This is a genomic window from Psychrobacter okhotskensis (assembly GCF_013248965.1).
Lineage (GTDB): Bacteria > Pseudomonadota > Gammaproteobacteria > Pseudomonadales > Moraxellaceae > Psychrobacter > Psychrobacter okhotskensis.
The window spans coordinates 30,327-49,742 of record NZ_JABRVQ010000023.1; the positions used below are offsets into that span (position 1 = coordinate 30,327).

Below are 19,416 nucleotides of genomic sequence, written 5' to 3' on the forward strand. Positions count from 1 at the left end.
GAATTTCATGCCTCGTTCATTGAAAAAAGGTCCATTCATAGACGCGCACTTGTTTGCTAAAGTTGAGAATGCATTAGACACCAACTCACGCAAGCCAATTAAGACTTGGTCGCGCCGCTCGATGATTCTGCCACAAATGGTTGGCCTAACTTTATCTGTTCACAACGGCCGTACTCATGTACCGGTTATCGTGAGCGAACAGATGGTTGGTCATAAACTAGGTGAATTTGCCCCGACTCGTACGTATCGTGGTCATGGCATTGACAGAAAAGCTAAGAAATAAGGTGCTTACCATGGAAGTAACTGCAAAATTACGCGGTGCCGCCATATCGGCACAAAAAGTTAGACTCGTTGCTGATGAAGTTCGTGGCAAATCTATCGAGCGTGCTTTGGATATCCTAACGTATAGTAATAAAAAAGGCGCTGTGTTTGTTAAGAAATGTCTTAACTCAGCCATCGCCAATGCCGAAAACAACAACGGTTTAGACATTGATACGCTTAAAGTATCAACTATATACGTTGATGAAGGCATTACGCTAAAACGTATCCTACCACGTGCTAAAGGTCGCGCTGATCGTATCAGTAAGCGTACCTGTCACATCACTATAAAGGTAGGAGAATAAGTTATGGGTCAAAAAGTACATCCAATCGGAATTCGTCTTGGTGTTGTCAAAAAGCATAACGCAAACTGGTATGCTAACCCTAAACAATACTCAGAATACCTCATCAACGACATTCAAGTTCGTGAGTATCTACGCAAAAAGCTAGACAACGCTATGATCAGCAACATCATGATCGAGCGTCCTACTGGCGCCGCTAAGATTACCATCGCCACTGCGCGTCCTGGTATTGTTATCGGCAAAAAAGGCGAAGATATCGAAAGACTTCAAAAAGAATTGACCAAAATTATGGGCGTACCTGCTCAGGTCAACATTGAAGAAATCACGTCACCTGATCTTGATGCACGTTTGGTAGCAGACGGTATCGGAAGTCAGCTTGAGCGTCGTGTTATGTTCCGCCGTGCGATGAAACGCGCCGTACAGAACAGCATGCGTTCTGGTGCTAAAGGCATTAAAGTTGAGCTGTCTGGCCGTCTTGGTGGTGCTGAGATTGCTCGTAGTGAATGGTATCGTGAAGGCCGTGTGCCATTACATACACTTCGCGCTGATATTGACTATGCGTCAGTACGTGCAGAGACAACTTACGGCACCATCGGTGTAAAAGTTTGGATCTTCCGCGGAGAAATCCTTGACGGTATGAACAGTGTTTATAATCCGGTCAAAGAAGAGCAGACTCGTGCGCCAAAACGCCGTGGTCGTGGAAACGGAAACCGTCGAAACTCAGACAGAGGTTAAACTATGTTACAGCCAAAACGTACCAAGTTTCGTAAAATGCACAAAGGTCGTAACACTGGGCTAGCTCATCGTGGAAGCACCGTTGCATTCGGACAAATTGGTCTAAAATCATTGACGCGCGGTCGTATGACAGCCCGTCAAATTGAAGCGGCACGTCGTACCATCACTCGTAAGATTAAGCGTGGTGGTAAGATTTGGATTCGTGTATTCCCAGACAAACCAATTACTAATAAACCACTAGAAGTACGTATGGGTAAAGGTAAAGGTCCTGTAGAGTATTGGGTATGCGAAATCAAACCTGGTAAAGTGCTATATGAAATTGAAGGGGTACCAGAAGAGCTTGCACGTGAAGCTTTCACGCTTGCTGCAGCAAAACTGCCCTTTAAAACTACCATTGTTAAGCGGACGATAATGTAATGAAGATCAGTGAATTACGTGATAAATCATTAGAAGAACTGACCCAGTTACTTGATGAAAAGCAACTTGATGCTTTCCGTATTCGTATGGCTAAAGCAACTGGTCAGTTGGGTAATACCCATGAAGTCAGAGGCAATCGTCGCACGATTGCTCAGATTCAGACTTTGATTAACGAGAAACAACGAGGCGACTCATGAGCGATAACAATCAAACAGCTAATGCTAGCGTATTGACAGGAAGAGTTGTCAGCGACAAGATGGACAAGTCCATCACAGTTTTGATTGAACGTCTTGTACGTCATCCTTTGTATGGCAAGCAGCTTCGTCGTTCTACAAAAATCAAAGCTCATGATGAGAATAACGTTTGCCAACAAGGCGACCTTGTCCGCATCAAAGAAACGCGTCCAATCTCAAAAACCAAGTCTTGGACTTTGGTTGATGTGGTTGAAAAAGTAGAAAAAATCTAAGTAAATTGCATTAAAAGCCAGAAGCTGTTAAAATAGCCGCCTTTTTAAGGATGCTGATTGCGCCGAGCGTATATCACTCACATTAAGAGTAGCAGCGGTTATTTATATTAAAATGCCGACTACTCATACTGTGCTAGCGGCAGCAACTGGTTTTTATTGCTCATACGTGTGGAGTAACGCTATGATTCAGGTTGAGTCAATGCTGGAAGTTGCAGACAATAGCGGTGCAAGGCGAGTTCAGTGCATTAAAGTACTGGGTGGCTCTCATCGTCGTTATGCATCAGTTGGCGACATTATTAAAGTAACGGTTAAAGAAGCCATTCCTCGCGGTCGTGTTAAAAAAGGCGACGTGATGAATGCGGTAGTTGTACGTACCAAAAAAGGCGTTCGTCGTCCTGATGGTTCTGTTCTGCGTTTTGATGACAATGCTGCGGTATTGTTGAACCAAAACAAAGCACCGATTGCAACTCGTATTTTTGGACCGGTAACTCGTGAACTACGTGGTGATCAGTTTATGAAAATTGTATCCCTAGCACCAGAAGTATTGTGAGGTAATCCATGTCAAAATTACGTAAAGGCGATACAGTTATCGTGATTGCTGGTAAAGATAAAGGCAAACAAGGTACTGTACAAGCTGTAAAAAATGATCGTATTAAAGTAGAAGGCATTAATATTGTTACTAAACATCAGAAGCCAAATCAGGCGACTGGCGTTGAAGGTGGCATTCTTAAGCAAGAAGCTTTTCTGCATATTTCAAATGTCGCAATATTAAATGCGCAAACCCAAAAAGCTGATCGTATTACTTATCAGTTCGGCGAAGACGGCAATAAACAACGCGTCTATCGTTCGAACGGTGAAGTAGTGGCGACTGCGTAAGACACTAAGGGTGTAATGGTAATGGCAAGATTAAAATCTTTATATAACGATGAACTAAAGCAGCAAATCAAAGAAGACCTTGGTTTAGCGAACGTGATGCAAGTGCCTAAAATCACTAAAATCACACTTAACATGGGTGTAGGCGGCGCGTCTCAAGACAAGAAATTGCTTGAAGGTGCAGTAGCCGACATGACCGCTATTGCTGGTCAAAAACCTGTGGTCACTAAAGCGCGTAAATCAGTTGCTGGCTTTAAGATTCGTGAAGAATGGCCAATTGGCTGTAAAGTAACGCTACGCGGTGAGCAAATGTACGAATTTTTAGATCGTCTCATTGCCATTGCAATTCCTCGTATTCGTGATTTCCGTGGTTTTTCACCTAAAGCCTTTGACGGACGTGGTAACTACTCATTGGGTATCAAAGAACAAATCGTATTCCCAGAAGTAGACTTTGACAAGATTGATCGTATCCGCGGTATGGATGTAACAATCACCACGTCAGCTCAATCTGATGAAGAAGGTCGCGCGTTGCTTAAAGCATTCGGCTTCCCATTTAAATAAGGTAAAGACGTTATGGCAAAGAAGAGCATGATTAACCGCGAATTGAAGCGCGAAAAAATGGTTGCTAAATATGCTGAAAAGCGTATCAAGCTAAAAGAAACTATCAGTGATATGACTGCAAGTGACGAAACTCGTATGGAAGCGATGCTAGAGCTACAAGCTCTTCCACGTAACTCATCACCAGTACGTCTGCGCAATCGTTGTGCTATCACCGGTCGTCCTCACGGTTACTTCCGCAAGTTTGGCTTATCACGCAATATGCTGCGTGAGCGTGTCATGCAAGGCGATGTGCCCGGTGTTCGTAAAGCAAGCTGGTAAGGAGTAACTATATGAGTATGCAAGATACCGTTGGGGATATGCTAACCCGTATTCGTAACGCACAAATGGCTAACAAAGTATCGGTAGCAATGCCGAGCTCTAAACTACGTAAATCAATTGCTGATTTACTGGTTAGCGAAGGTTATGTAGCGAACGCTGTTGTCACTGAACAAGACAACAATAAAGCCACACTAACTATCGAACTAAAATACTTCGAAGGTAAAGCTGTTATCGAAACGATTCAACGTTTCAGCCGTCCTGGTTTACGCCAGCATCGCGGTAAAGACGCTATCCCTACTGTTAAACAAGGTATGGGTGTTGCTATCGTATCAACCAGTCAAGGTATCATGAGCGATCGTGCTGCACGCGCTGCTGGTATCGGTGGTGAAATCGTTGCATTTGTAGCGTAAGCTACACGACGATAAAGTCTATTTGATGCTTGTTAGACTTCTATCAATTGAGTAATTATAAATTATTTCAAATTGATAGGTGTCTAACGCCATCAATTATGCTAAACTAACACGCTTTTTAGCCTGTTAGTTTTTTCGCTAATAGAAGTAAGTTAATTTTTTAAGGAATATTCCTATGTCTCGTGTGGCTAAAGCCCCAGTAGCACTGCCTAACGGCGTAAGTGTTACTTTGAACGATCGGCAGGTCGAAGTTAAAGGCAAGAACGGCAATTTGTCTTTACGCCTGCATGAATTGGTCGAGCTGAAACAGGAAGATGATGCAATCATTTTCTCACCTACAGTCGATTCAAAAGAAGCCATGATGCACACTGGCACCATGCGCGCTTTGCTTAACAACTATGTTACAGGCGTGAATGAAGGCTTTGAAAGACGTCTTCAACTAATTGGTGTTGGTTATCGTGCTCAAGCTACTGGTAATAAAGTAACGCTAAACGTTGGTTACTCACATCCAGTAGAATATACGCTACCTGAAGGTGTGTCGGCTGAAACCCCAACGCAAACTGAAATTGTTTTGAAATCAAACAATAAACAGCAGCTTGGTCAAGCAGCGGCTAATATCCGCGCTTTCCGTCCACCAGAGCCTTATAAAGGTAAAGGTATTCGTTATAGTGACGAGCATGTGATTCGCAAAGAAGCCAAGAAAAAATAAGGTGAGTTGAAATGTTTGATAAAAAAGCAGCTCGTCTACGTCGAGCAAAGAAAACCCGCGCACATATCCGTCATTTAGGCGCACATCGTCTAACGGTTAACCGTACGCCGAAACATATTTATGCCCAGATTATCTCTCCGAACGGTGGTGAAGTGATTGCTCAGGCATCTACCTTAGACAGCAGCTTGCGTTCAGGCGCGACTGGTAATGCTGATGCAGCGACGTCTGTAGGCCAATTAATCGCAGAACGCGCAAAAGCAGCTGGTATTACTAAAGTTGCCTTTGACCGTAGTGGTTTTAAATATCATGGTCGAGTAAAAGCTTTAGCTGAAGCGGCTCGCGAAAACGGATTGGAGTTTTAATCATGGCTAGAAATGATAAAAATGATAAAAATGAACAGACTGACGGTCTAGTAGAACGCTTAGTTACCGTTGATCGCGTTGCAAAAGTAGTTAAAGGTGGTCGTATTTTCTCTTTCACTGCGTTAACCGTAGTGGGCGATGGCAATGGCCGCGTTGGCTTTGGTCGTGGTAAAGCACGTGAAGTGCCGGCTGCTATTCAAAAAGCACTAGAAGCTGCTAAACGCAATATGATTACTGTTGAGCTCAACGATGCAACTTTGTATCATCCGATCAAAGCACGTCATGGTGCTAGTAAAGTCTACATGCAGCCTGCATCTGAAGGTACTGGCGTAATCGCTGGTGGCGCAATGCGTGCTGTGTTAGAAGTTGCTGGTGTCAAAGATGTTTTGACTAAATGTTATGGTTCTACCAATACTGCTAACGTGGTTCGCGCTACGTTTAACGGTTTACGTGATATGTCAACTCCAGAGAAGATGGCAGCGAAACGTGGTAAATCTGTAGACGAAATCTTGGGTTAACTTAGACTAGGTGAGTTACGATGAAAAAAATGAAAGTCACTCAATTGAAATCGGGTGCCCATCGCCTAAAGAGCCACAAAGCATGCTTGAAAGGATTGGGTTTACGCCGTATTAATCATTCTGTTGTAGTAGAAGATACTCCTTCAACTCGTGGTATGGTCAATCGCGTTAACTACTTGGTAAAAGTGGAGGAAGCGTAATGGGTCTTAGATTAAATGAATTATCACCAGGTGTTGGCGCAAAGAAAACTGCCCAACGTCGTGGTCGTGGTATCGGTTCAGGTCTTGGTAAGACTGGTGGTCGTGGTGTAAAAGGTCAGAAATCTCGTTCAGGTTCTAGCATACGCTCAGGATTTGAAGGTGGTCAAATGCCTTTATATCGCCGTCTACCAAAATTTGGTTTTACCAGTAGAATGGCAATGACGACTGCTGAAGTTCGTCTGTCTGAATTGAACAAAATTGAAGGCGATGTTGTCAGCATTGAAACACTTAAAGCTGCCAACCTTATCCGTCATGATATGAAGCGTGCTCGTGTAATGTTATCAGGCGAAGTGACCAAAGCTTATACCTTTAAAGGTATCAAAGTGACTAAAGGCGCTAAGCAAGCAATCGAAGCTGCTGGTGGTAGCATCGAGGAGTAGTAACGTGTCAAAACAATCAATGTCATCGGCTGGTATACCGCTCAATCCATTCGCTTTTATACGTAAGTATGACGAGCTATGGACGCGTTTATTATTCTTAATCGGCGCATTGATTGTTTATCGTTTAGGGTCACACATTCCGGTACCGGGTATTAACCCCGTTAATTTGGCTGATCTGTTTTCGCGCAACGAAAATACCATTCTGAGCATGTTTAACATGTTCTCAGGTGGTGCGCTAGAGCGTATGTCCATCATGGCACTTGGCATCATGCCATATATCTCTGCATCTATTATCGTACAGATGATGTCTGCAGTGTTGCCATCGCTTGAAGCCCTCAAAAAAGAAGGTGAAGCAGGACGACGTAAGCTAAATAAGTATACCCGTCAAGGGACACTTGCTTTAGCCCTAGTACAGTCATTAGGAATGTGTGCTGGCTTAATCAGCCAAAATCTTACCCTATCTTCTGGTTTGACTTTTTATATTCCAGCCGTGACTTCATTGGTCGCAGGCGCTATGTTCTTGATGTGGCTTGGTGAGCAGATTACAGAGCGTGGTGTAGGTAATGGTATTTCAATGCTGATTTTTGCCAGTATTGTGGCTGGTACGCCAGGTATGATTTCGCAATCTATTGAACAGGTCAATCAAGGTCAAATGAACTTGATTGTGCTCTTTATTTTTGTACTGCTAGGTATCGCGGTTACCGCGGGTATCGTCTATATTGAACGTGCCCAGCGTCGTGTACCAGTAAACTATGCACAGAAGCAACAGCAAGGTCGTAAGATCTATGCGCAGCAGCAATCACATTTGCCGTTGAAGCTTAACATGGCAGGGGTTATCCCAGCCATTTTTGCCAGTTCGCTATTGTTATTTCCAGCAAGTTTAGGGCAGTGGGTTGGTCAATCAACTGATCCTACCTTTGTACAAAAAATATTGCAAAATATGGCATTGGTATTGTCCCCAGGGCAACCGCTATATTTGGTACTGTTCGGTGCAATGATTATTTTCTTCTGTTATTTCTACACGGCTTTGGTATTTAGTCCGCGTGAAGTGGCAGAAAACCTTAAACGTAGTGGTGCGTATATCCCAGGTATTCGCCCAGGACAACAAACTCAGCGTTATCTCGATCATGTATTAAACCGACTGACCTTTATTGGCGCGATGTATATGACGGTTATTTGTTTAATGCCAATGGTCGTCCAGTCATCGTTTGGTGTACCGTTTCAACTTGGTGGTACGTCGCTACTGATTATGGTGGTTGTGGTAATGGACTTCATCTCGCAAATTCAAGCGCATTTGATGACCCATCAATATCATGATCAGACGTTAATTCAATCGCCCACTCAACCTTAAATGAGCGGTACGATATCTCAAAGGAGTATGCTATGAAAGTTCAAGCATCAGTTAAAAAGATTTGTGGTAGCTGTAAAGTTGTACGCCGTAAAGGCCGTGTACATATTATTTGTACAGCAGAACCGCGCCACAAGCAACGTCAAGGTTAATATTTGAGTAGGGTAAAGCAACACGCTCAACCTACTAGTTAAATTAATACTTGAAAAACAACGGCGGATGCGATATCATCCGCCACTTGCCGTAGTTTATGCAAAAACTTTTATAATAGCGTCAATGAACGGACTTGTTCGCAAGTTAAAACAGCGATAATAATTATAGAAGCTTTAGTATTGACAGCAAAAAATCTGAAAATTAAAGCCTTATTGATAAATAAAGCTTATTTTTCTTTAATGGAGAGAAATCAATGGCTCGTATTGCCGGCGTAAACATTCCGGATAATAAGCATGCTGTTATTTCATTAACTTACATCTTTGGTGTAGGCCGTACCACTGCTCAGAAAATCTTAGAAGCAGTTGGCATTGCCCCTACTACTAAAGTCAGTCAGTTAGATGATACACAGTTAGATGCTATCCGTGCACAAGTTGCAAATTACATGACGGAAGGTGATCTTCGTCGTGAAGTGTCAATGAATATCAAGCGTTTAGTTGATCTCGGTTGTTACCGTGGCATCCGCCATCGTCGTAACCTACCAGTTAGAGGTCAGAACACCAAAAACAACGCTCGTACTCGTAAGGGTCCGACACGCCCTCTCAAAAGATAATTAACTTAGGAAGCTAAAAGATGGCAAAAGACACTCGCAGTCGCAAAAAGGTGGCTCGTCGTTCAGTATCGGAGGGCATAGCCCATATCCATGCGTCTTTTAATAACACCATTGTTACGATTACCGATCGTCAGGGTAATGCATTGGCTTGGGCCACTTCAGGTGGACAAGGCTTCCGTGGTTCACGTAAATCTACACCATTTGCAGCGCAGGTTGCAGCTGAAGTCGCTGGTAAAGCGGCTCAAGAATATGGTGTTAAGAATATCGACGTTTTGGTCAAAGGACCAGGACCGGGTCGTGAGTCTGCGGTAAGAGCACTAGGTGCATTGGGTTATAAAGTCAACAGCATCTCTGATGTAACCCCAATCCCACACAATGGTTGCCGTGCGCCGAAAAAGCGCCGCGTCTAATATTAAAGACGAAGCTTTTTATCCCAAAAGCTTATAGGAGACATAACAATGGCCCGCTATATTGGACCAAAACTAAAATTATCACGTCGTGAAGGTACGGACTTAGGTCTTAAGTCTGGCGTTAAACCATACGACGTTAAAACTAAGAAAGCTGGTCGTCCACCAGGTCAACATGGTGTAAGCCGTAACAAGACCTCAGAATATGCTCTACAGCTGCGTGAAAAGCAGAAAGTTAAGCGTATCTATGGTGTACTTGAGCGTCAGTTCGCTAACTACTATAAAGAAGCTGCTCGTAAGCGTGGCGCTACAGGTGAAAACCTACTAGCAATGCTTGAGAGTCGTCTAGATAACGTGGTATATCGCATGGGCTTTGGCTCAACGCGCGCTGAAGCACGTCAGCTAGTCAGTCATCGTACTGTTATGGTAAAAAAAGCTGGCCGTGATGAGTTTGTTCGTGTGAACATTCCATCAATTCAGCTACAAGATGGTGATGTCATCGCTATCCAAGAGAAGTCTCGCGAACAACTACGTATCAAAAACGCTATTGAACTGGCGACACAACGTGGTATTCCAGAATGGCTAGATGTTGATCACAGCAAACTACAAGGTACTTTTAAACAAGCACCTGATCGTATTGATCTACCTGCTGAAATCAACGAAAGCTTGATCGTTGAGCTATACTCTAAATAACTGACGTATTAATCAATGTTATAATAATAACATTGATTAAATAGCGTTAATTAAACCAGTTAAATAAATCGAGGTGACATCATGATGCTAAATGCAACTGAGTTTCTAACGCCGAATGCCATTAACGTGGACACGGTTAACGAAACGATTGCGAAAGTCACGCTCGAACCGTTAGAACGCGGCTTTGGGCATACCCTAGGTAATGCCTTACGTCGCATCTTGTTATCTTCATTACCTGGTGCTGCAGTCATTGAAGCTGAGATTGATGGTGTTGACCATGAATACTCAACGCTTGAAGGATTGCAAGAAGACGTGCTTGACCTGCTTTTGAACTTAAAAGGCCTGGCCATCACGCTTCATGACCAAAATGAAGTATTTTTGACCTTGGATAAACAAGGTCCAGGCACTATTACTGCCGCAGACATCGCGTTACCGCATAATGTAGATATTATCAATCCAGAATTGGTATTAGGTACATTAAGCGACCGTGGTCATCTTAAGATGCGTTTGCGTGTAGTAATGGGTCGTGGATATGAGCCAGCAAACCAGCGCCGTGAAGATGGTGATACGAAAGCAATTGGCCGCTTAAAACTTGATGCAAGTTTTAGTCCTGTGCTTCGTGTTGCTTATCAGGTTGAGAACGCACGTGTAGAACAACGTACTGATCTCGATCGTCTTATCATTGAGCTTGAAACTAATGGCACTATAGATCCAGAAGAAGCAATTCGTAAAGCAGCCACTATTTTACAACAACAGATTTCTATCTTTGTTGACCTAGAAGCTGAAGAAGCGCCTGAGCCTGTGAAAGAAAAAGAAGAGGTTGATCCGGTGCTATTACGCCCTGTGGACGATCTTGAACTAACGGTTCGCTCAGCCAACTGCTTGAAAGCTGAAAACATTTACTATATCGGTGATTTGGTACAGCGTTCAGAGACTGAACTACTTAAAACCCCAAATCTTGGTAAGAAATCATTAACGGAAATCAAGGACGTGTTAGCGTCTAAAGATTTGGAGCTTGGTATGCGCCTAGATAACTGGCCACCAGCTGATTTACGTGTTGATGATCGCTTTTCTTATCGTAGCCGTTAAACTTTAAGGATTTTTGACTATGCGCCATCGTAAGAGTGGAGTCAAGCTGGGTCGTACCGGCAGTCATCGTAAGGCAATGTTTCAGAACATGACCAACTCATTATTTGAGCATGAACTGATCAAAACAACTTTACCAAAAGCAAAAGAGTTACGTCGCGTTGCCGAGCCATTAATCACTATGGCTAAAGAAGACAGCGTTGCTAATCGTCGTTTAGCGTTTAGCCGTATGCGTAGCAAAGCTATGGTAGGCAAATTATTTGGCACGTTAGGTCCTCGTTACCAAGCGCGTCCAGGTGGTTATTTGCGTATCGTAAAATGCGGTCACCGTGATGGTGATAATGCGCCAATGGCTTATGTAGAATTGGTTGATCGCGACTAATTTTATACGCTACTCGTAAGATAAAAAAAGCTCCAATTAATTGGAGCTTTTTTTTATGTCTTAAATTTGGTTAATCACATTATTCATTTATTAGAGCAGTAATGAATCGACGTTGGCAGCGCCTTGTCTGATAACTTCAGGTTTGCCGCTAGTCATATCAACGATAGTGGTAAGTTTGGTCGTTTTGATACCAGCATTAATGAGACCATCTATTTGGTTGCCCAGTAAGTCCTCAATCTCGAATGGATCATCAAGTATGTCATCACGATTCGGTAATATTAATGAGCTGGTTAAAATAGGCTCATCCATGGCTTCTAAAAGCGCTTGAGCGATAGGGTTGCTCGGTACGCGGATACCAATGGTTTTTTTCTTCGCGTGTGCTAACTTCTTCGGCACATCTTTGGTGGCATTTAAAATGAATGTGATAGGGGCAGGGGTGTGTGCCTTGAGCTGTTTGAATTGTACATTGTCTACAGCAGCGTAATTGGCAATCTCACTTAGGTCACGACATAGCAAGGTAAATTGATGCTTTTCATCAAGCGCGCGTATTTGCTTGAGCTTTTCTAGCGCATCTTTGGCACCTAGACGACACCCAAAAGCATAGCTGGTATCGGTTGGATAGATAATCAACTGATCCTTACGCAATAAGTCAGCGGCTTGCTCAATAAGACGTGGCTGCGGATTTTCTGGATGGATATAGAGTACTTGCATAACAATTCCTTATTTTATAATTATGAGTTATAGGCTTTTAGAATGGTCGATCAATTATTTTTATTAAAATATCTTTAGTAATAAATTAAAATTTTATCAACTTAACATACTGTTGAGACTGAAATAGAAACTCTTTATCTAACAGTATAGCCTAAAGCCCATATAAGTTTATTGGCAAGGCGTTACGATGGGTAGGAAATCGTTAACGGATTAGAATTATGCCCGTAAGGGAAGGTATAGAAATTTATAGTGGCTAGGTACTGGTTGATTTATCGTTACAAACTTGCAGTAATATGCACAGTAAAGTTTTAGCATCCCGCGGTAGTGTATGAGGGTCAGTAATATAAGCTTCAACTTGTAGATAAACGTCCCGAGCAAAAGTGCTACCGCTGGTATCGAAGTCGGCAAACAAATTATCTTGAGAGACTTGAAAGCGGCGGCCACAGACAAGAGTGAATAAGCATTCAAGGGCTTGTGGTTTAATCTCTACACGCTCAAACGCTTGCTGCTGAGCGGCCGTACGTCCATCAGGTGCATACCAGTAGCCAAAGTCGCTTAAGCCTCTACGTTCTTTACCAGCGACACACCAATGGCTCATTTCATGCAGCGCACTGGCAAAAAATCCATGCGCGAATTCAATTCGTGCTGGCTGCTGGTCTTGAGCAGGGAAGTATTCTGGTTCACCATCACCGCGAGCTAATATCACTTGCTGTTCGGCAAATAAGGTATTAAATAGATCAATAAGCCAGCTAGTCGCTGCTTGTTCGCTATCTTCTGTAGAATCAACTCTCTTAGAGATATTTTGCCATTGCACTGCCAACTCTTTTAGGTTTTCGTTTGTCTTATCATTGGGTATGCTAGGTTTTGACGTACTACAACAGGATTTTAACGCTTCATCTTCTAAATTCATCAGACACTGGAGCAGAAGATCTTTGTCAATAGACGACCATAATTCAGAAAAATTAGGATTAGTAGCAGGCGATATCATAAATAAAAGGGTGACCAAATAAGACAAAAGAGAGTACTAGGGCTCTATAGATGTAAGCGAGTAATAGGCAATATAAAGATAGACGTAAACTGAGAACTAAAGCGTGCCTTCAATTCACTCGATAGTCATTTAAATGGGTTAAAAATGGCTAAATCTTGCCAAACATCGTCAAATAGCTGGTTAATGTCCTGATATTATCTGTGCTATTTTTCTTGTTTAACGGCAATTTATCTCATTTTTACCACCATTTCTGAAATGAAGACATGCCCTAGCACTAAAATTAGTACCAAAAATCTTAACATACTAGCGCTAGCGCTATTCGGTGCTTTCCGTTAGTATGGCAGGCAATATTATACACCGTTTTTGATGAATGAGGCCGCGTATGTCAAGCACCCTAGATAGTAAACCGTCAGTGGTTAACGCTGACAATATACAAACGCCGATATCGACCAGCATGCCCGAACACATCTTCCTCAATAAATGGGAAGACACTGGCTTTGAATGGGAAGGGGAGATAGCCCCTGCTACTTTTGAGCGTCTTTCCGCAATATTGACGACCGAGCATGAACAGGCAAACATTCAGCTTAGTATCAATCTATATCGTCGTAGCAATGTCTTACACTTAGCATTTCAATTGGCAGGTGATGTATGGCTGACTTGTCAGCGCTGCTTGCAGCCGGTAGATATTAATTTGACCGATGATTATGATATCGCTCTACTCGATGATGAGAGCCAAGTGCGTCTAATCAACGAAGAGCAAGATTATCTATTGCTTGATGAAGTGGTCACTGAGCAATCGCCTGAGCGTTTATTGCCTTTAAAGAAACTGATTGAAGATGAGATATTGCTTAAAACACCCATGGCGCCGAAGCATGATGACTGTGAAATGACTGTTGAGCAGTTTGGTGAAATACCAGAAGAGGAAGAAAATGAGAATCCTTTTGCTGCTTTAGCGTCGTTAAAAGGCAAACTATAAGTGTAAAGTTCTGCATTTAGCGGATTTAGGACACCTTTTATCGGCTTTGTGCAGAAGAGTGGCAAGCAGGGCTTTATTAATCGATGAAACATGCGTATAATGTCCCGTTTATTGCATTCTAGCAACACGTTACTTGCAGATAAAAACTGACTAGGCAAATTGACTATAGATTTTAGACGTAGTTAGCATTTTAATGCACGTGGCAATCTATTTAACTAATGATGCGTAAGACTTAGGTTGTTGTGATTATATAGCCTCTGTCAGTATCGACTAAAGCTGAATTTTAAGCTTATCCCTTTTAAGTATAGGAGCTATATCATGGCTGTTCAAAAAAGTCGTAAAAGCCGTTCTCGTCGTGACATGCGCCGTTCACACCATCGTATGGAAGTGGCTGAGCTGAGCGTAGATGCTACCACCGGTGAAAAACATCGTCGTCATCACATGACTAAAGATGGTTTTTACCGTGGCCGTCAGCTGTTCAAGGTCAGTCAAGACGCTTAATTGATTGACTATTTAATCAGTGATGCAACGATACGATAGTGCTGATGGCACTCTACGATTTTTTGCACTGCTATTATTAGGCAATACATTTTGAGCTAACGAAAGCCAAGTTATTCCGCTACCCTTTATTAGGTGTTGGGATAACTTGGCTTTTTGCTATTAAATTTTTATCCTGTCGTTTTTATAAATTGGTATGCCTAAAAACTATCGAAAGTTAAACGCCAAAAGATATCTTACTTCAACGCCTCATTTTTCCATCAGCTATGATAATAGTAGTGGTCAGTGTATAGTTTACTTATATTGAGCTGTCTGAGTGCTCCAATCAAAAATATAACTCTAGACTGCCTCTAATTCTACAATACTCCCCATTTTCTTTAGGGATGTTTCCAATTACATAAGGAATATTGGTTATGGCCTCTGTACCCGATATGATAAAAAAACAGCCAGCCCGCATTGCGATACTTTTCCCCGGACAAGGCTCACAAGCCCTCGGGATGACCAGCGAGCTTGCTGAAATTTATCCAGAGATTCGTGATACTTTCGCTGAAGCTAGTGCTGCGCTTGGTGAAGACTTATGGGCAATTTGTCAGGATGAAGAAAAGCTCAACCAAACGCAATATACTCAGCCAGCCTTATTGACAGCTAGTATTGCTATTTGGCGCATTCTACAACCAAAATTCAAAAAAGCGCCTTGCTACCTGGCGGGTCATTCTTTAGGTGAGTACAGCGCCCTTTGTGCCGCTGGAGTGATATCGCTTGCTGATGCGGTGAAATTGGTACATACGCGTGGTCAACTAATGCAAGAGGCCGTAGTAGGTATCGATACAGCGATGGCAGCAGTGTTGGGACTAGAAGATCATCGCGTGGAAAACTTGTGTGAGCAGGCAACCGAGCATGTTGATGGGGCGGTTGTTGGCGCGGCAAATTTCAATAGCCCAGGACAGGTTGTGGTTTCAGGAAATGCGGCAGGCGTTACAGCTGTTATTGATAAAGTACAAAATACTGGCAAAAAAGCCATTCCGCTAAAAGTAAGCGTGCCATCGCATTGTGCATTGATGGAACCAGCGAGTAGTGCCTTAGCGGAAGCTTTAGCTGCCATTAAGTTTGATCAAGCGACGATTCCGGTCATTCAAAACCGTCATGCGCGCGTTGAAAGCAGTGCCGTGGGTATCAAGCAGGCATTAACCGAGCAGCTAAGTGAGCCAGTACTGTGGTCGAAAACCATGCAAGAGCTGGCTGATAAACAAATTAATATTTTAATCGAGTGTGGCAGCGGTAATGTACTGAGTAATTTGGCCAAGCGTCAAGCGCAACCGATTACCAGCTATCCTACTGACAAACCCGCCCGTCTTGATAAATTAATGGAGGTATTATCATGAGCCGTACGATCACTCTAGTGACTGGCGCCAGTCGTGGTATTGGCAAGGCCGTCGCCAAACGTTTTGCAAAAGAAGGACATTTTGTTATTGGCACAGCGACCACTGAAAAAGGCGCTGAACTCATTGACGGTTATCTACATGATAGTGGTGGTATTGGCCGTGTGTTAGATGTGCGTGATACCGCACAGGTTGATAAGCTATTTGAAGAGATCGAAAGCGTCTATGGTGCAGTGCAAGTATTGGTCAATAATGCTGGTATTACCCAAGATGGTTTGTTAATGCGTATGAAAGATGAAGATTGGGAAAATGTGATTGATACCAATTTGACATCAGTTTATCGCATGAGTAAACGTGCGGTACGCGGTATGATGAAAGCGCGCCGTGGTCGTATTATTAATATCACCTCTGTGGTCGCACAGATGGGTAATGCGGGTCAATCTAACTATGCTGCTACTAAAGCGGGCGTCGAAGGTTTTAGCCGTACGCTGGCACGTGAGATTGGCTCACGCCAAGTCACGATCAACTGTGTGGCGCCCGGTTTGATTGAGACCGATATGACTGATGAGTTGGATGAGCGCCTACTAAACTCGATGTTAGACGCAGTGCCAATTAGCCGTCTCGGTCAGCCAGAAGACATCGCAGCTGCTGTACATTTCTTAGCCAGTGACGAAGCCAGCTATATTACTGGTGCGGTTATTCCTGTCAACGGCGGCATGTATATGTAGTTTGATAAACTGCGTTACATACTTATAATAAAAAACTGTGTGAACGAGTGTAAACTATAATAAAGGGTGTTATAATGACGAATACTTTTACGTCAAAGCCCTGTATGATAGCAGGGCTTTACTAGACATTAGACAGAACGTATAACGTGTCATAGAGTACTCAGACGGCAATGCTGATCTGGCAAATTCCATTTTATATACTAGGCGCTAGCGTTTAATTATCACGCTAGCGCAGTTTATTAAAAATAATAGATGATAAAGGAGTAATCTATATGAGTAATGATACCGAGCTAAGAGTAAAAGCGGCAGTAGCTGAGCAACTGGGTATGAACGTTGAAGACATCAATAACGATGCTTCGTTTATGGAAGATTTAGGCGCTGATTCATTGGATCTCGTTGAGTTGGTTATGTCATTCGAAAGCGATTTTGGCATTACTATTCCTGATGAAGATTCAGCTGAATTGACGACGGTTCAAAAAGCAATCGACTACGTACAAGCTCAGCTATAATTCGCTATTCACTTAGCAAGTTTTACAATACCGTTTATCTTGATAGATAGGCGGTTTTTTTATGGCTGTCATTTAGTATAACAAAGCCAATATACCATTAACATAAGCTTGACTCATTTAACATTACTCAACATACTCTTACTATTCAAATGGAACATCTTTGCTATACTCAGAACGCTAGCAATAGCAAATGATGGTAATAATTAAAAAATTATCGTTAAAATAATAATGAATAGAAATACTTCAAGGAGCAATTATATGGGTATGTTTAGTTTTGCAAAAGACATCGGTGATAAGATTTTTAACCGTGATGATGACAAGCATGATGCTAAATCAGAAACCAAAGCAGATGCTAGTACACCAGTCGCCAGTGGCGAGCCTTCAGCGCAATCGGTTGCCAACATTTTGCTGCGTCGCATTCAGCAGCAGAATCTCAATATCAGTAACCTAAAAATTAAATATAATGGTTCGACGGATACTGCCGAAATCAGTGGTAATGCTAAAACTCAGGCTGACCGTGAAAAAGCCATTATCGCTATTGGTAACGTTCAGAACGTCGCTAAAGTGATTGATAATATCGATATCGAAGAGGATGCCCCTGAATCTACGATGTATACCGTAAAATCTGGTGACAGCCTCTCTAAAATTGCTAAAGAAGTTTATGGTTCAGCGGGTGATTATACAAAAATCTTTGAAGCCAATAAGCCTATGCTTTCTGACCCAGACAAAATCTATCCTGGTCAAGTATTGCGTATTCCTAAGCCGTAATGATGCAGTTAAAGCTCCTAATCCATAATGCTTAAGTTTAATTAGCATTAGCATATTTAATAGACATAAAAATGCCTCTTATTAAAGAGGCATTTTTGTGTCTAGCATGAGCAAATTTAGCACATTTAGAGGTTTATCTATTGAATTAAGGACACGCTCTAGTATTCAATTTCTCAGTTTGTTCGCTAAGTGCCCAATCAATATGTTCATCCAGCATGTCGTTATGCAAGCCTAACTTCGATCGTAGGTGAGTGACGATTTCTATACTGGGGTTAGCATTGCCAAGTCCAATGGCGATATTGCGCAAAAAGTTCACATAGCCTGTACGCCTGAGGGGACTGCCTTCAGTTTTTTTCATAAACTCTGCTTCTTGCCATTGCCATAGCTCAAGCAAACTGCTGTTATCAAGCTGATGCCGTGGTGTGAAGTCTTCTACGGTTGTAAGGTTGGCGTAGCGATTCCACGGACAAATAAGCTGACAGTCATCACAGCCAAAGACACGGTTGCCAATTGCGCGTCGATATTTGGTATCAATCACCCCATCATGCTCAATCGTTAAATAAGAGATACAGGCAGAAGCATTGAGCTCATAGGGGGCGACAATCGCTTGGGTTGGACAGATGTCAATACAGGCGCTGCAACTGCCGCAGTGCTCTTTTACTGGCTCATCATCTGGCAGCTCAAGACTCATAAACAACTCACCCAGCACAAAGAACGAGCCCGCTTGTTTGTTTAGCAGTAGCGTATGCTTGCCCGTCCAGCCAAGCCCTGCTGCATCTGCAATAGGACGCTCAAAGATAGGGGCAGAGTCACTAAAAGGTCTAAAAATAAATTCCGAGTCAGCGCCAATATCCAGATGCTGCCATTCGGCAAGCATCGCTTCTATTTTTAAAGCCAATTGCTTTAAGCGGCTGCGCATCGTTTTATGATAATCGCGACCTCTGGCATAGCGCGCAATGATACCTTGGTTGGGATGATCGTTATCAGTGACTGCACGCGGAGTGGGTGTCTGAGTGAGATAATCCATACGCACGCTGATGATGGTTTTTGCCCCTTCTACCAGTTGTGCAGGATGCGCACGCAGGTGGTGATTGTTATGCATAAACTGCAATTGGCCTTCATAACCTTTATCCAGCCACCGTTGCAATTGTTCAATTTGTTGAGTAAATAAAGGATGATGTACGGATAAGAAGCCACAGTCGGCAAATCCTAAAGACTGTGCTTGGGCCTTAATCCATTGCTTTACCTCTGCGGTAGTGGCAAACGTTGGGCTATTATTCACATTAATTTTTTTTTCGGGCGCAGGGTTAGGCTGAGCTGATATCTGCTGAGTTGCAGAGATATGCAAGTTTGCTTTAGAAGGATTATTCATGTGTGATAGCAGGTGATAGAGTGAATACCGATATGATAAGCCAGTGAGCTAGGAGCGCAAGCATAAAAGCAAATAAACTCACATTTCATATTGATACATACGTCAAAGTGAGCTTTTGCTAAGCTGAGACAAGCGAGTAACCAGCAAGTTTTAATATGATAAAACACCAATAAAAATAA

The 19,416-nt window shown here is 42.7% G+C and carries 32 protein-coding genes; 29 read left to right on the top strand and 3 right to left on the bottom strand.

Features of this window, described 5'->3' with window-relative positions; translation table 11 throughout:
- Nucleotides 1–7: 7 nt before the first annotated feature.
- The 23 genes from rpsS to rplQ all read left to right on the top strand — a co-directional run bounded on the left by rpsS (nucleotide 8) and on the right by rplQ (nucleotide 11,308).
- Entirely contained in the window at nucleotides 8–283 is a 276-nt protein-coding gene (gene rpsS, locus HQR03_RS11085; RefSeq protein ID WP_021813372.1) for a 30S ribosomal protein S19, read from the top strand.
- Nucleotides 284–293: 10 nt separating this feature from the next.
- Nucleotides 294–623 carry a 50S ribosomal protein L22 gene (gene rplV / locus HQR03_RS11090; protein ID WP_010196689.1) on the top strand — a complete coding sequence of 110 codons (330 nt, stop codon included), beginning with the start codon at nucleotides 294–296 and terminating at the stop codon, nucleotides 621–623.
- Nucleotides 624–626: 3 nt separating this feature from the next.
- Nucleotides 627–1,355, top strand: a complete 729-nt coding sequence (gene rpsC / locus HQR03_RS11095) for a 30S ribosomal protein S3 (RefSeq protein WP_010196691.1) — start codon at nucleotides 627–629, stop codon at nucleotides 1,353–1,355.
- A gap of 3 nt (nucleotides 1,356–1,358) precedes the next feature.
- Nucleotides 1,359–1,772 (top strand): 50S ribosomal protein L16, encoded by a 414-nt coding sequence (gene rplP / locus HQR03_RS11100; RefSeq protein WP_010196693.1) that lies wholly within the window; start codon nucleotides 1,359–1,361, stop codon nucleotides 1,770–1,772.
- Entirely contained in the window at nucleotides 1,772–1,969 is a 198-nt protein-coding gene (rpmC, locus tag HQR03_RS11105; protein ID WP_010196696.1) for a 50S ribosomal protein L29, read from the top strand. The genes rplP and rpmC overlap by 1 nt, the downstream gene beginning before the upstream one ends.
- On the top strand, nucleotides 1,966–2,238 hold the full coding sequence (rpsQ, locus tag HQR03_RS11110; protein WP_010196699.1) for a 30S ribosomal protein S17: 273 nt from the start codon (nucleotides 1,966–1,968) through the stop codon (nucleotides 2,236–2,238). Before rpmC ends, rpsQ begins: the two co-directional genes overlap by 4 nt.
- A 181-nt stretch (nucleotides 2,239–2,419) precedes the next feature.
- Entirely contained in the window at nucleotides 2,420–2,788 is a 369-nt protein-coding gene (gene rplN, locus HQR03_RS11115) for a 50S ribosomal protein L14 (protein WP_010196702.1), read from the top strand.
- An 8-nt stretch (nucleotides 2,789–2,796) separates the two neighbouring features.
- Nucleotides 2,797–3,114, top strand: coding sequence for a 50S ribosomal protein L24 (rplX, locus tag HQR03_RS11120; protein ID WP_010196703.1), 318 nt, complete (start codon nucleotides 2,797–2,799; stop codon nucleotides 3,112–3,114).
- A 21-nt stretch (nucleotides 3,115–3,135) separates the two neighbouring features.
- Entirely contained in the window at nucleotides 3,136–3,672 is a 537-nt protein-coding gene (gene rplE / locus HQR03_RS11125; RefSeq protein ID WP_025652189.1) for a 50S ribosomal protein L5, read from the top strand.
- 12 nt (nucleotides 3,673–3,684) lie between these two features.
- On the top strand, nucleotides 3,685–3,990 hold the full coding sequence (gene rpsN, locus HQR03_RS11130; RefSeq protein ID WP_010196705.1) for a 30S ribosomal protein S14: 306 nt from the start codon (nucleotides 3,685–3,687) through the stop codon (nucleotides 3,988–3,990).
- Between the two features lie 11 nt (nucleotides 3,991–4,001).
- On the top strand, nucleotides 4,002–4,400 hold the full coding sequence (rpsH, locus tag HQR03_RS11135; RefSeq protein WP_010196706.1) for a 30S ribosomal protein S8: 399 nt from the start codon (nucleotides 4,002–4,004) through the stop codon (nucleotides 4,398–4,400).
- A gap of 175 nt (nucleotides 4,401–4,575) precedes the next feature.
- A complete protein-coding gene (rplF, locus tag HQR03_RS11140; RefSeq protein WP_025652190.1) occupies nucleotides 4,576–5,109 on the top strand; it encodes a 50S ribosomal protein L6 in 534 nt (177 codons plus the stop codon).
- A gap of 11 nt (nucleotides 5,110–5,120) precedes the next feature.
- Entirely contained in the window at nucleotides 5,121–5,471 is a 351-nt protein-coding gene (gene rplR / locus HQR03_RS11145) for a 50S ribosomal protein L18 (RefSeq protein WP_025652191.1), read from the top strand.
- 2 nt (nucleotides 5,472–5,473) lie between these two features.
- Nucleotides 5,474–5,989, top strand: a complete 516-nt coding sequence (rpsE, locus tag HQR03_RS11150) for a 30S ribosomal protein S5 (protein ID WP_010196711.1) — start codon at nucleotides 5,474–5,476, stop codon at nucleotides 5,987–5,989.
- A 20-nt stretch (nucleotides 5,990–6,009) separates the two neighbouring features.
- Nucleotides 6,010–6,189, top strand: a complete 180-nt coding sequence (rpmD, locus tag HQR03_RS11155; protein ID WP_025652192.1) for a 50S ribosomal protein L30 — start codon at nucleotides 6,010–6,012, stop codon at nucleotides 6,187–6,189.
- The gene (gene rplO, locus HQR03_RS11160) at nucleotides 6,189–6,629 is read left to right on the top strand and encodes a 50S ribosomal protein L15 (RefSeq protein WP_010196716.1); all 441 of its coding nucleotides are present in this window, start codon (nucleotides 6,189–6,191) and stop codon (nucleotides 6,627–6,629) included. Before rpmD ends, rplO begins: the two co-directional genes overlap by 1 nt.
- A gap of 19 nt (nucleotides 6,630–6,648) precedes the next feature.
- Nucleotides 6,649–7,980, top strand: a complete 1,332-nt coding sequence (secY, locus tag HQR03_RS11165) for a preprotein translocase subunit SecY (RefSeq protein ID WP_173240232.1) — start codon at nucleotides 6,649–6,651, stop codon at nucleotides 7,978–7,980.
- Nucleotides 7,981–8,012: 32 nt separating this feature from the next.
- Nucleotides 8,013–8,129, top strand: a complete 117-nt coding sequence (gene rpmJ / locus HQR03_RS11170) for a 50S ribosomal protein L36 (RefSeq protein WP_010196721.1) — start codon at nucleotides 8,013–8,015, stop codon at nucleotides 8,127–8,129.
- A gap of 254 nt (nucleotides 8,130–8,383) precedes the next feature.
- Nucleotides 8,384–8,740, top strand: coding sequence for a 30S ribosomal protein S13 (gene rpsM, locus HQR03_RS11175; protein WP_021813384.1), 357 nt, complete (start codon nucleotides 8,384–8,386; stop codon nucleotides 8,738–8,740).
- Between the two features lie 20 nt (nucleotides 8,741–8,760).
- A complete protein-coding gene (gene rpsK, locus HQR03_RS11180; RefSeq protein WP_010196728.1) occupies nucleotides 8,761–9,150 on the top strand; it encodes a 30S ribosomal protein S11 in 390 nt (129 codons plus the stop codon).
- A 48-nt stretch (nucleotides 9,151–9,198) separates the two neighbouring features.
- The gene (gene rpsD, locus HQR03_RS11185; protein WP_010196731.1) at nucleotides 9,199–9,840 is read left to right on the top strand and encodes a 30S ribosomal protein S4; all 642 of its coding nucleotides are present in this window, start codon (nucleotides 9,199–9,201) and stop codon (nucleotides 9,838–9,840) included.
- A gap of 81 nt (nucleotides 9,841–9,921) precedes the next feature.
- Nucleotides 9,922–10,929: a DNA-directed RNA polymerase subunit alpha gene (locus tag HQR03_RS11190; RefSeq protein WP_021813386.1), complete on the top strand. Its 1,008-nt coding sequence runs from the start codon at nucleotides 9,922–9,924 to the stop codon at nucleotides 10,927–10,929.
- Nucleotides 10,930–10,948: 19 nt separating this feature from the next.
- Nucleotides 10,949–11,308 carry a 50S ribosomal protein L17 gene (rplQ, locus tag HQR03_RS11195; RefSeq protein ID WP_025652195.1) on the top strand — a complete coding sequence of 120 codons (360 nt, stop codon included), beginning with the start codon at nucleotides 10,949–10,951 and terminating at the stop codon, nucleotides 11,306–11,308.
- A gap of 90 nt (nucleotides 11,309–11,398) precedes the next feature.
- Here rplQ and HQR03_RS11200 read toward each other — a convergent pair whose 3' ends face one another.
- Nucleotides 11,399–12,019 (bottom strand): L-threonylcarbamoyladenylate synthase, encoded by a 621-nt coding sequence (locus HQR03_RS11200; RefSeq protein WP_025652196.1) that lies wholly within the window; start codon nucleotides 12,017–12,019, stop codon nucleotides 11,399–11,401.
- 253 nt (nucleotides 12,020–12,272) lie between these two features.
- The gene (locus tag HQR03_RS11205) at nucleotides 12,273–13,007 is read right to left on the bottom strand and encodes an elongation factor P hydroxylase (RefSeq protein WP_173240218.1); all 735 of its coding nucleotides are present in this window, start codon (nucleotides 13,005–13,007) and stop codon (nucleotides 12,273–12,275) included.
- Nucleotides 13,008–13,389: 382 nt separating this feature from the next.
- Here HQR03_RS11205 and HQR03_RS11210 point away from each other — a divergent pair, with 382 nt between their 5' ends.
- The 6 genes from HQR03_RS11210 (at nucleotide 13,390) to lysM (ending at nucleotide 17,865) form a co-directional block, all read left to right on the top strand.
- Nucleotides 13,390–13,983, top strand: a complete 594-nt coding sequence (locus HQR03_RS11210) for a YceD family protein (protein WP_173240219.1) — start codon at nucleotides 13,390–13,392, stop codon at nucleotides 13,981–13,983.
- 318 nt (nucleotides 13,984–14,301) lie between these two features.
- On the top strand, nucleotides 14,302–14,484 hold the full coding sequence (rpmF, locus tag HQR03_RS11215; protein WP_010196743.1) for a 50S ribosomal protein L32: 183 nt from the start codon (nucleotides 14,302–14,304) through the stop codon (nucleotides 14,482–14,484).
- Nucleotides 14,485–14,894: 410 nt separating this feature from the next.
- A complete protein-coding gene (fabD, locus tag HQR03_RS11220) occupies nucleotides 14,895–15,863 on the top strand; it encodes an ACP S-malonyltransferase (RefSeq protein ID WP_025652199.1) in 969 nt (322 codons plus the stop codon).
- Entirely contained in the window at nucleotides 15,854–16,588 is a 735-nt protein-coding gene (fabG, locus tag HQR03_RS11225; protein ID WP_240990841.1) for a 3-oxoacyl-ACP reductase FabG, read from the top strand. Before fabD ends, fabG begins: the two co-directional genes overlap by 10 nt.
- A gap of 272 nt (nucleotides 16,589–16,860) precedes the next feature.
- Nucleotides 16,861–17,097, top strand: a complete 237-nt coding sequence (acpP, locus tag HQR03_RS11230; RefSeq protein WP_025652201.1) for an acyl carrier protein — start codon at nucleotides 16,861–16,863, stop codon at nucleotides 17,095–17,097.
- Between the two features lie 258 nt (nucleotides 17,098–17,355).
- Entirely contained in the window at nucleotides 17,356–17,865 is a 510-nt protein-coding gene (gene lysM / locus HQR03_RS11235; RefSeq protein WP_025652202.1) for a peptidoglycan-binding protein LysM, read from the top strand.
- A gap of 145 nt (nucleotides 17,866–18,010) precedes the next feature.
- Here lysM and queG read toward each other — a convergent pair whose 3' ends face one another.
- The gene (gene queG, locus HQR03_RS11240) at nucleotides 18,011–19,237 is read right to left on the bottom strand and encodes a tRNA epoxyqueuosine(34) reductase QueG (RefSeq protein WP_173240220.1); all 1,227 of its coding nucleotides are present in this window, start codon (nucleotides 19,235–19,237) and stop codon (nucleotides 18,011–18,013) included.
- Between the last annotated feature and the right edge of the window lie 179 nt (nucleotides 19,238–19,416).

What these genes read in the sequence shown, in the direction of transcription:
- secY (WP_173240232.1), top strand. Translation starts at nt 6,649, where the DNA reads ATGTCATCGGCTGGTATACCGCTCAATCCATTCGCTTTTATACGTAAG.
- rpsH (WP_010196706.1), top strand. Translation starts at nt 4,002, where the DNA reads ATGAGTATGCAAGATACCGTTGGGGATATGCTAACCCGTATTCGTAAC.
- rpsE (WP_010196711.1), top strand. Translation starts at nt 5,474, where the DNA reads ATGGCTAGAAATGATAAAAATGATAAAAATGAACAGACTGACGGTCTA.
- rpsM (WP_021813384.1), top strand. Translation starts at nt 8,384, where the DNA reads ATGGCTCGTATTGCCGGCGTAAACATTCCGGATAATAAGCATGCTGTT.
- rpsK (WP_010196728.1), top strand. Translation starts at nt 8,761, where the DNA reads ATGGCAAAAGACACTCGCAGTCGCAAAAAGGTGGCTCGTCGTTCAGTA.
- rplX (WP_010196703.1), top strand. Translation starts at nt 2,797, where the DNA reads ATGTCAAAATTACGTAAAGGCGATACAGTTATCGTGATTGCTGGTAAA.
- HQR03_RS11210 (WP_173240219.1), top strand. Translation starts at nt 13,390, where the DNA reads ATGTCAAGCACCCTAGATAGTAAACCGTCAGTGGTTAACGCTGACAAT.
- rplV (WP_010196689.1), top strand. Translation starts at nt 294, where the DNA reads ATGGAAGTAACTGCAAAATTACGCGGTGCCGCCATATCGGCACAAAAA.
- rplR (WP_025652191.1), top strand. Translation starts at nt 5,121, where the DNA reads ATGTTTGATAAAAAAGCAGCTCGTCTACGTCGAGCAAAGAAAACCCGC.
- rpmJ (WP_010196721.1), top strand. Translation starts at nt 8,013, where the DNA reads ATGAAAGTTCAAGCATCAGTTAAAAAGATTTGTGGTAGCTGTAAAGTT.
- rpmC (WP_010196696.1), top strand. Translation starts at nt 1,772, where the DNA reads ATGAAGATCAGTGAATTACGTGATAAATCATTAGAAGAACTGACCCAG.
- rpsD (WP_010196731.1), top strand. Translation starts at nt 9,199, where the DNA reads ATGGCCCGCTATATTGGACCAAAACTAAAATTATCACGTCGTGAAGGT.
- rplQ (WP_025652195.1), top strand. Translation starts at nt 10,949, where the DNA reads ATGCGCCATCGTAAGAGTGGAGTCAAGCTGGGTCGTACCGGCAGTCAT.
- HQR03_RS11190 (WP_021813386.1), top strand. Translation starts at nt 9,922, where the DNA reads ATGATGCTAAATGCAACTGAGTTTCTAACGCCGAATGCCATTAACGTG.
- rplN (WP_010196702.1), top strand. Translation starts at nt 2,420, where the DNA reads ATGATTCAGGTTGAGTCAATGCTGGAAGTTGCAGACAATAGCGGTGCA.
- lysM (WP_025652202.1), top strand. Translation starts at nt 17,356, where the DNA reads ATGGGTATGTTTAGTTTTGCAAAAGACATCGGTGATAAGATTTTTAAC.
- acpP (WP_025652201.1), top strand. Translation starts at nt 16,861, where the DNA reads ATGAGTAATGATACCGAGCTAAGAGTAAAAGCGGCAGTAGCTGAGCAA.
- rplF (WP_025652190.1), top strand. Translation starts at nt 4,576, where the DNA reads ATGTCTCGTGTGGCTAAAGCCCCAGTAGCACTGCCTAACGGCGTAAGT.
- fabD (WP_025652199.1), top strand. Translation starts at nt 14,895, where the DNA reads ATGGCCTCTGTACCCGATATGATAAAAAAACAGCCAGCCCGCATTGCG.
- HQR03_RS11205 (WP_173240218.1), bottom strand. Translation starts at nt 13,007, where the DNA reads ATGATATCGCCTGCTACTAATCCTAATTTTTCTGAATTATGGTCGTCT.
- rpmF (WP_010196743.1), top strand. Translation starts at nt 14,302, where the DNA reads ATGGCTGTTCAAAAAAGTCGTAAAAGCCGTTCTCGTCGTGACATGCGC.
- rplP (WP_010196693.1), top strand. Translation starts at nt 1,359, where the DNA reads ATGTTACAGCCAAAACGTACCAAGTTTCGTAAAATGCACAAAGGTCGT.
- rpsQ (WP_010196699.1), top strand. Translation starts at nt 1,966, where the DNA reads ATGAGCGATAACAATCAAACAGCTAATGCTAGCGTATTGACAGGAAGA.
- rpsC (WP_010196691.1), top strand. Translation starts at nt 627, where the DNA reads ATGGGTCAAAAAGTACATCCAATCGGAATTCGTCTTGGTGTTGTCAAA.
- HQR03_RS11200 (WP_025652196.1), bottom strand. Translation starts at nt 12,019, where the DNA reads ATGCAAGTACTCTATATCCATCCAGAAAATCCGCAGCCACGTCTTATT.
- queG (WP_173240220.1), bottom strand. Translation starts at nt 19,237, where the DNA reads ATGAATAATCCTTCTAAAGCAAACTTGCATATCTCTGCAACTCAGCAG.
- rpsS (WP_021813372.1), top strand. Translation starts at nt 8, where the DNA reads ATGCCTCGTTCATTGAAAAAAGGTCCATTCATAGACGCGCACTTGTTT.
- rpsN (WP_010196705.1), top strand. Translation starts at nt 3,685, where the DNA reads ATGGCAAAGAAGAGCATGATTAACCGCGAATTGAAGCGCGAAAAAATG.
- rplO (WP_010196716.1), top strand. Translation starts at nt 6,189, where the DNA reads ATGGGTCTTAGATTAAATGAATTATCACCAGGTGTTGGCGCAAAGAAA.
- rpmD (WP_025652192.1), top strand. Translation starts at nt 6,010, where the DNA reads ATGAAAAAAATGAAAGTCACTCAATTGAAATCGGGTGCCCATCGCCTA.
- rplE (WP_025652189.1), top strand. Translation starts at nt 3,136, where the DNA reads ATGGCAAGATTAAAATCTTTATATAACGATGAACTAAAGCAGCAAATC.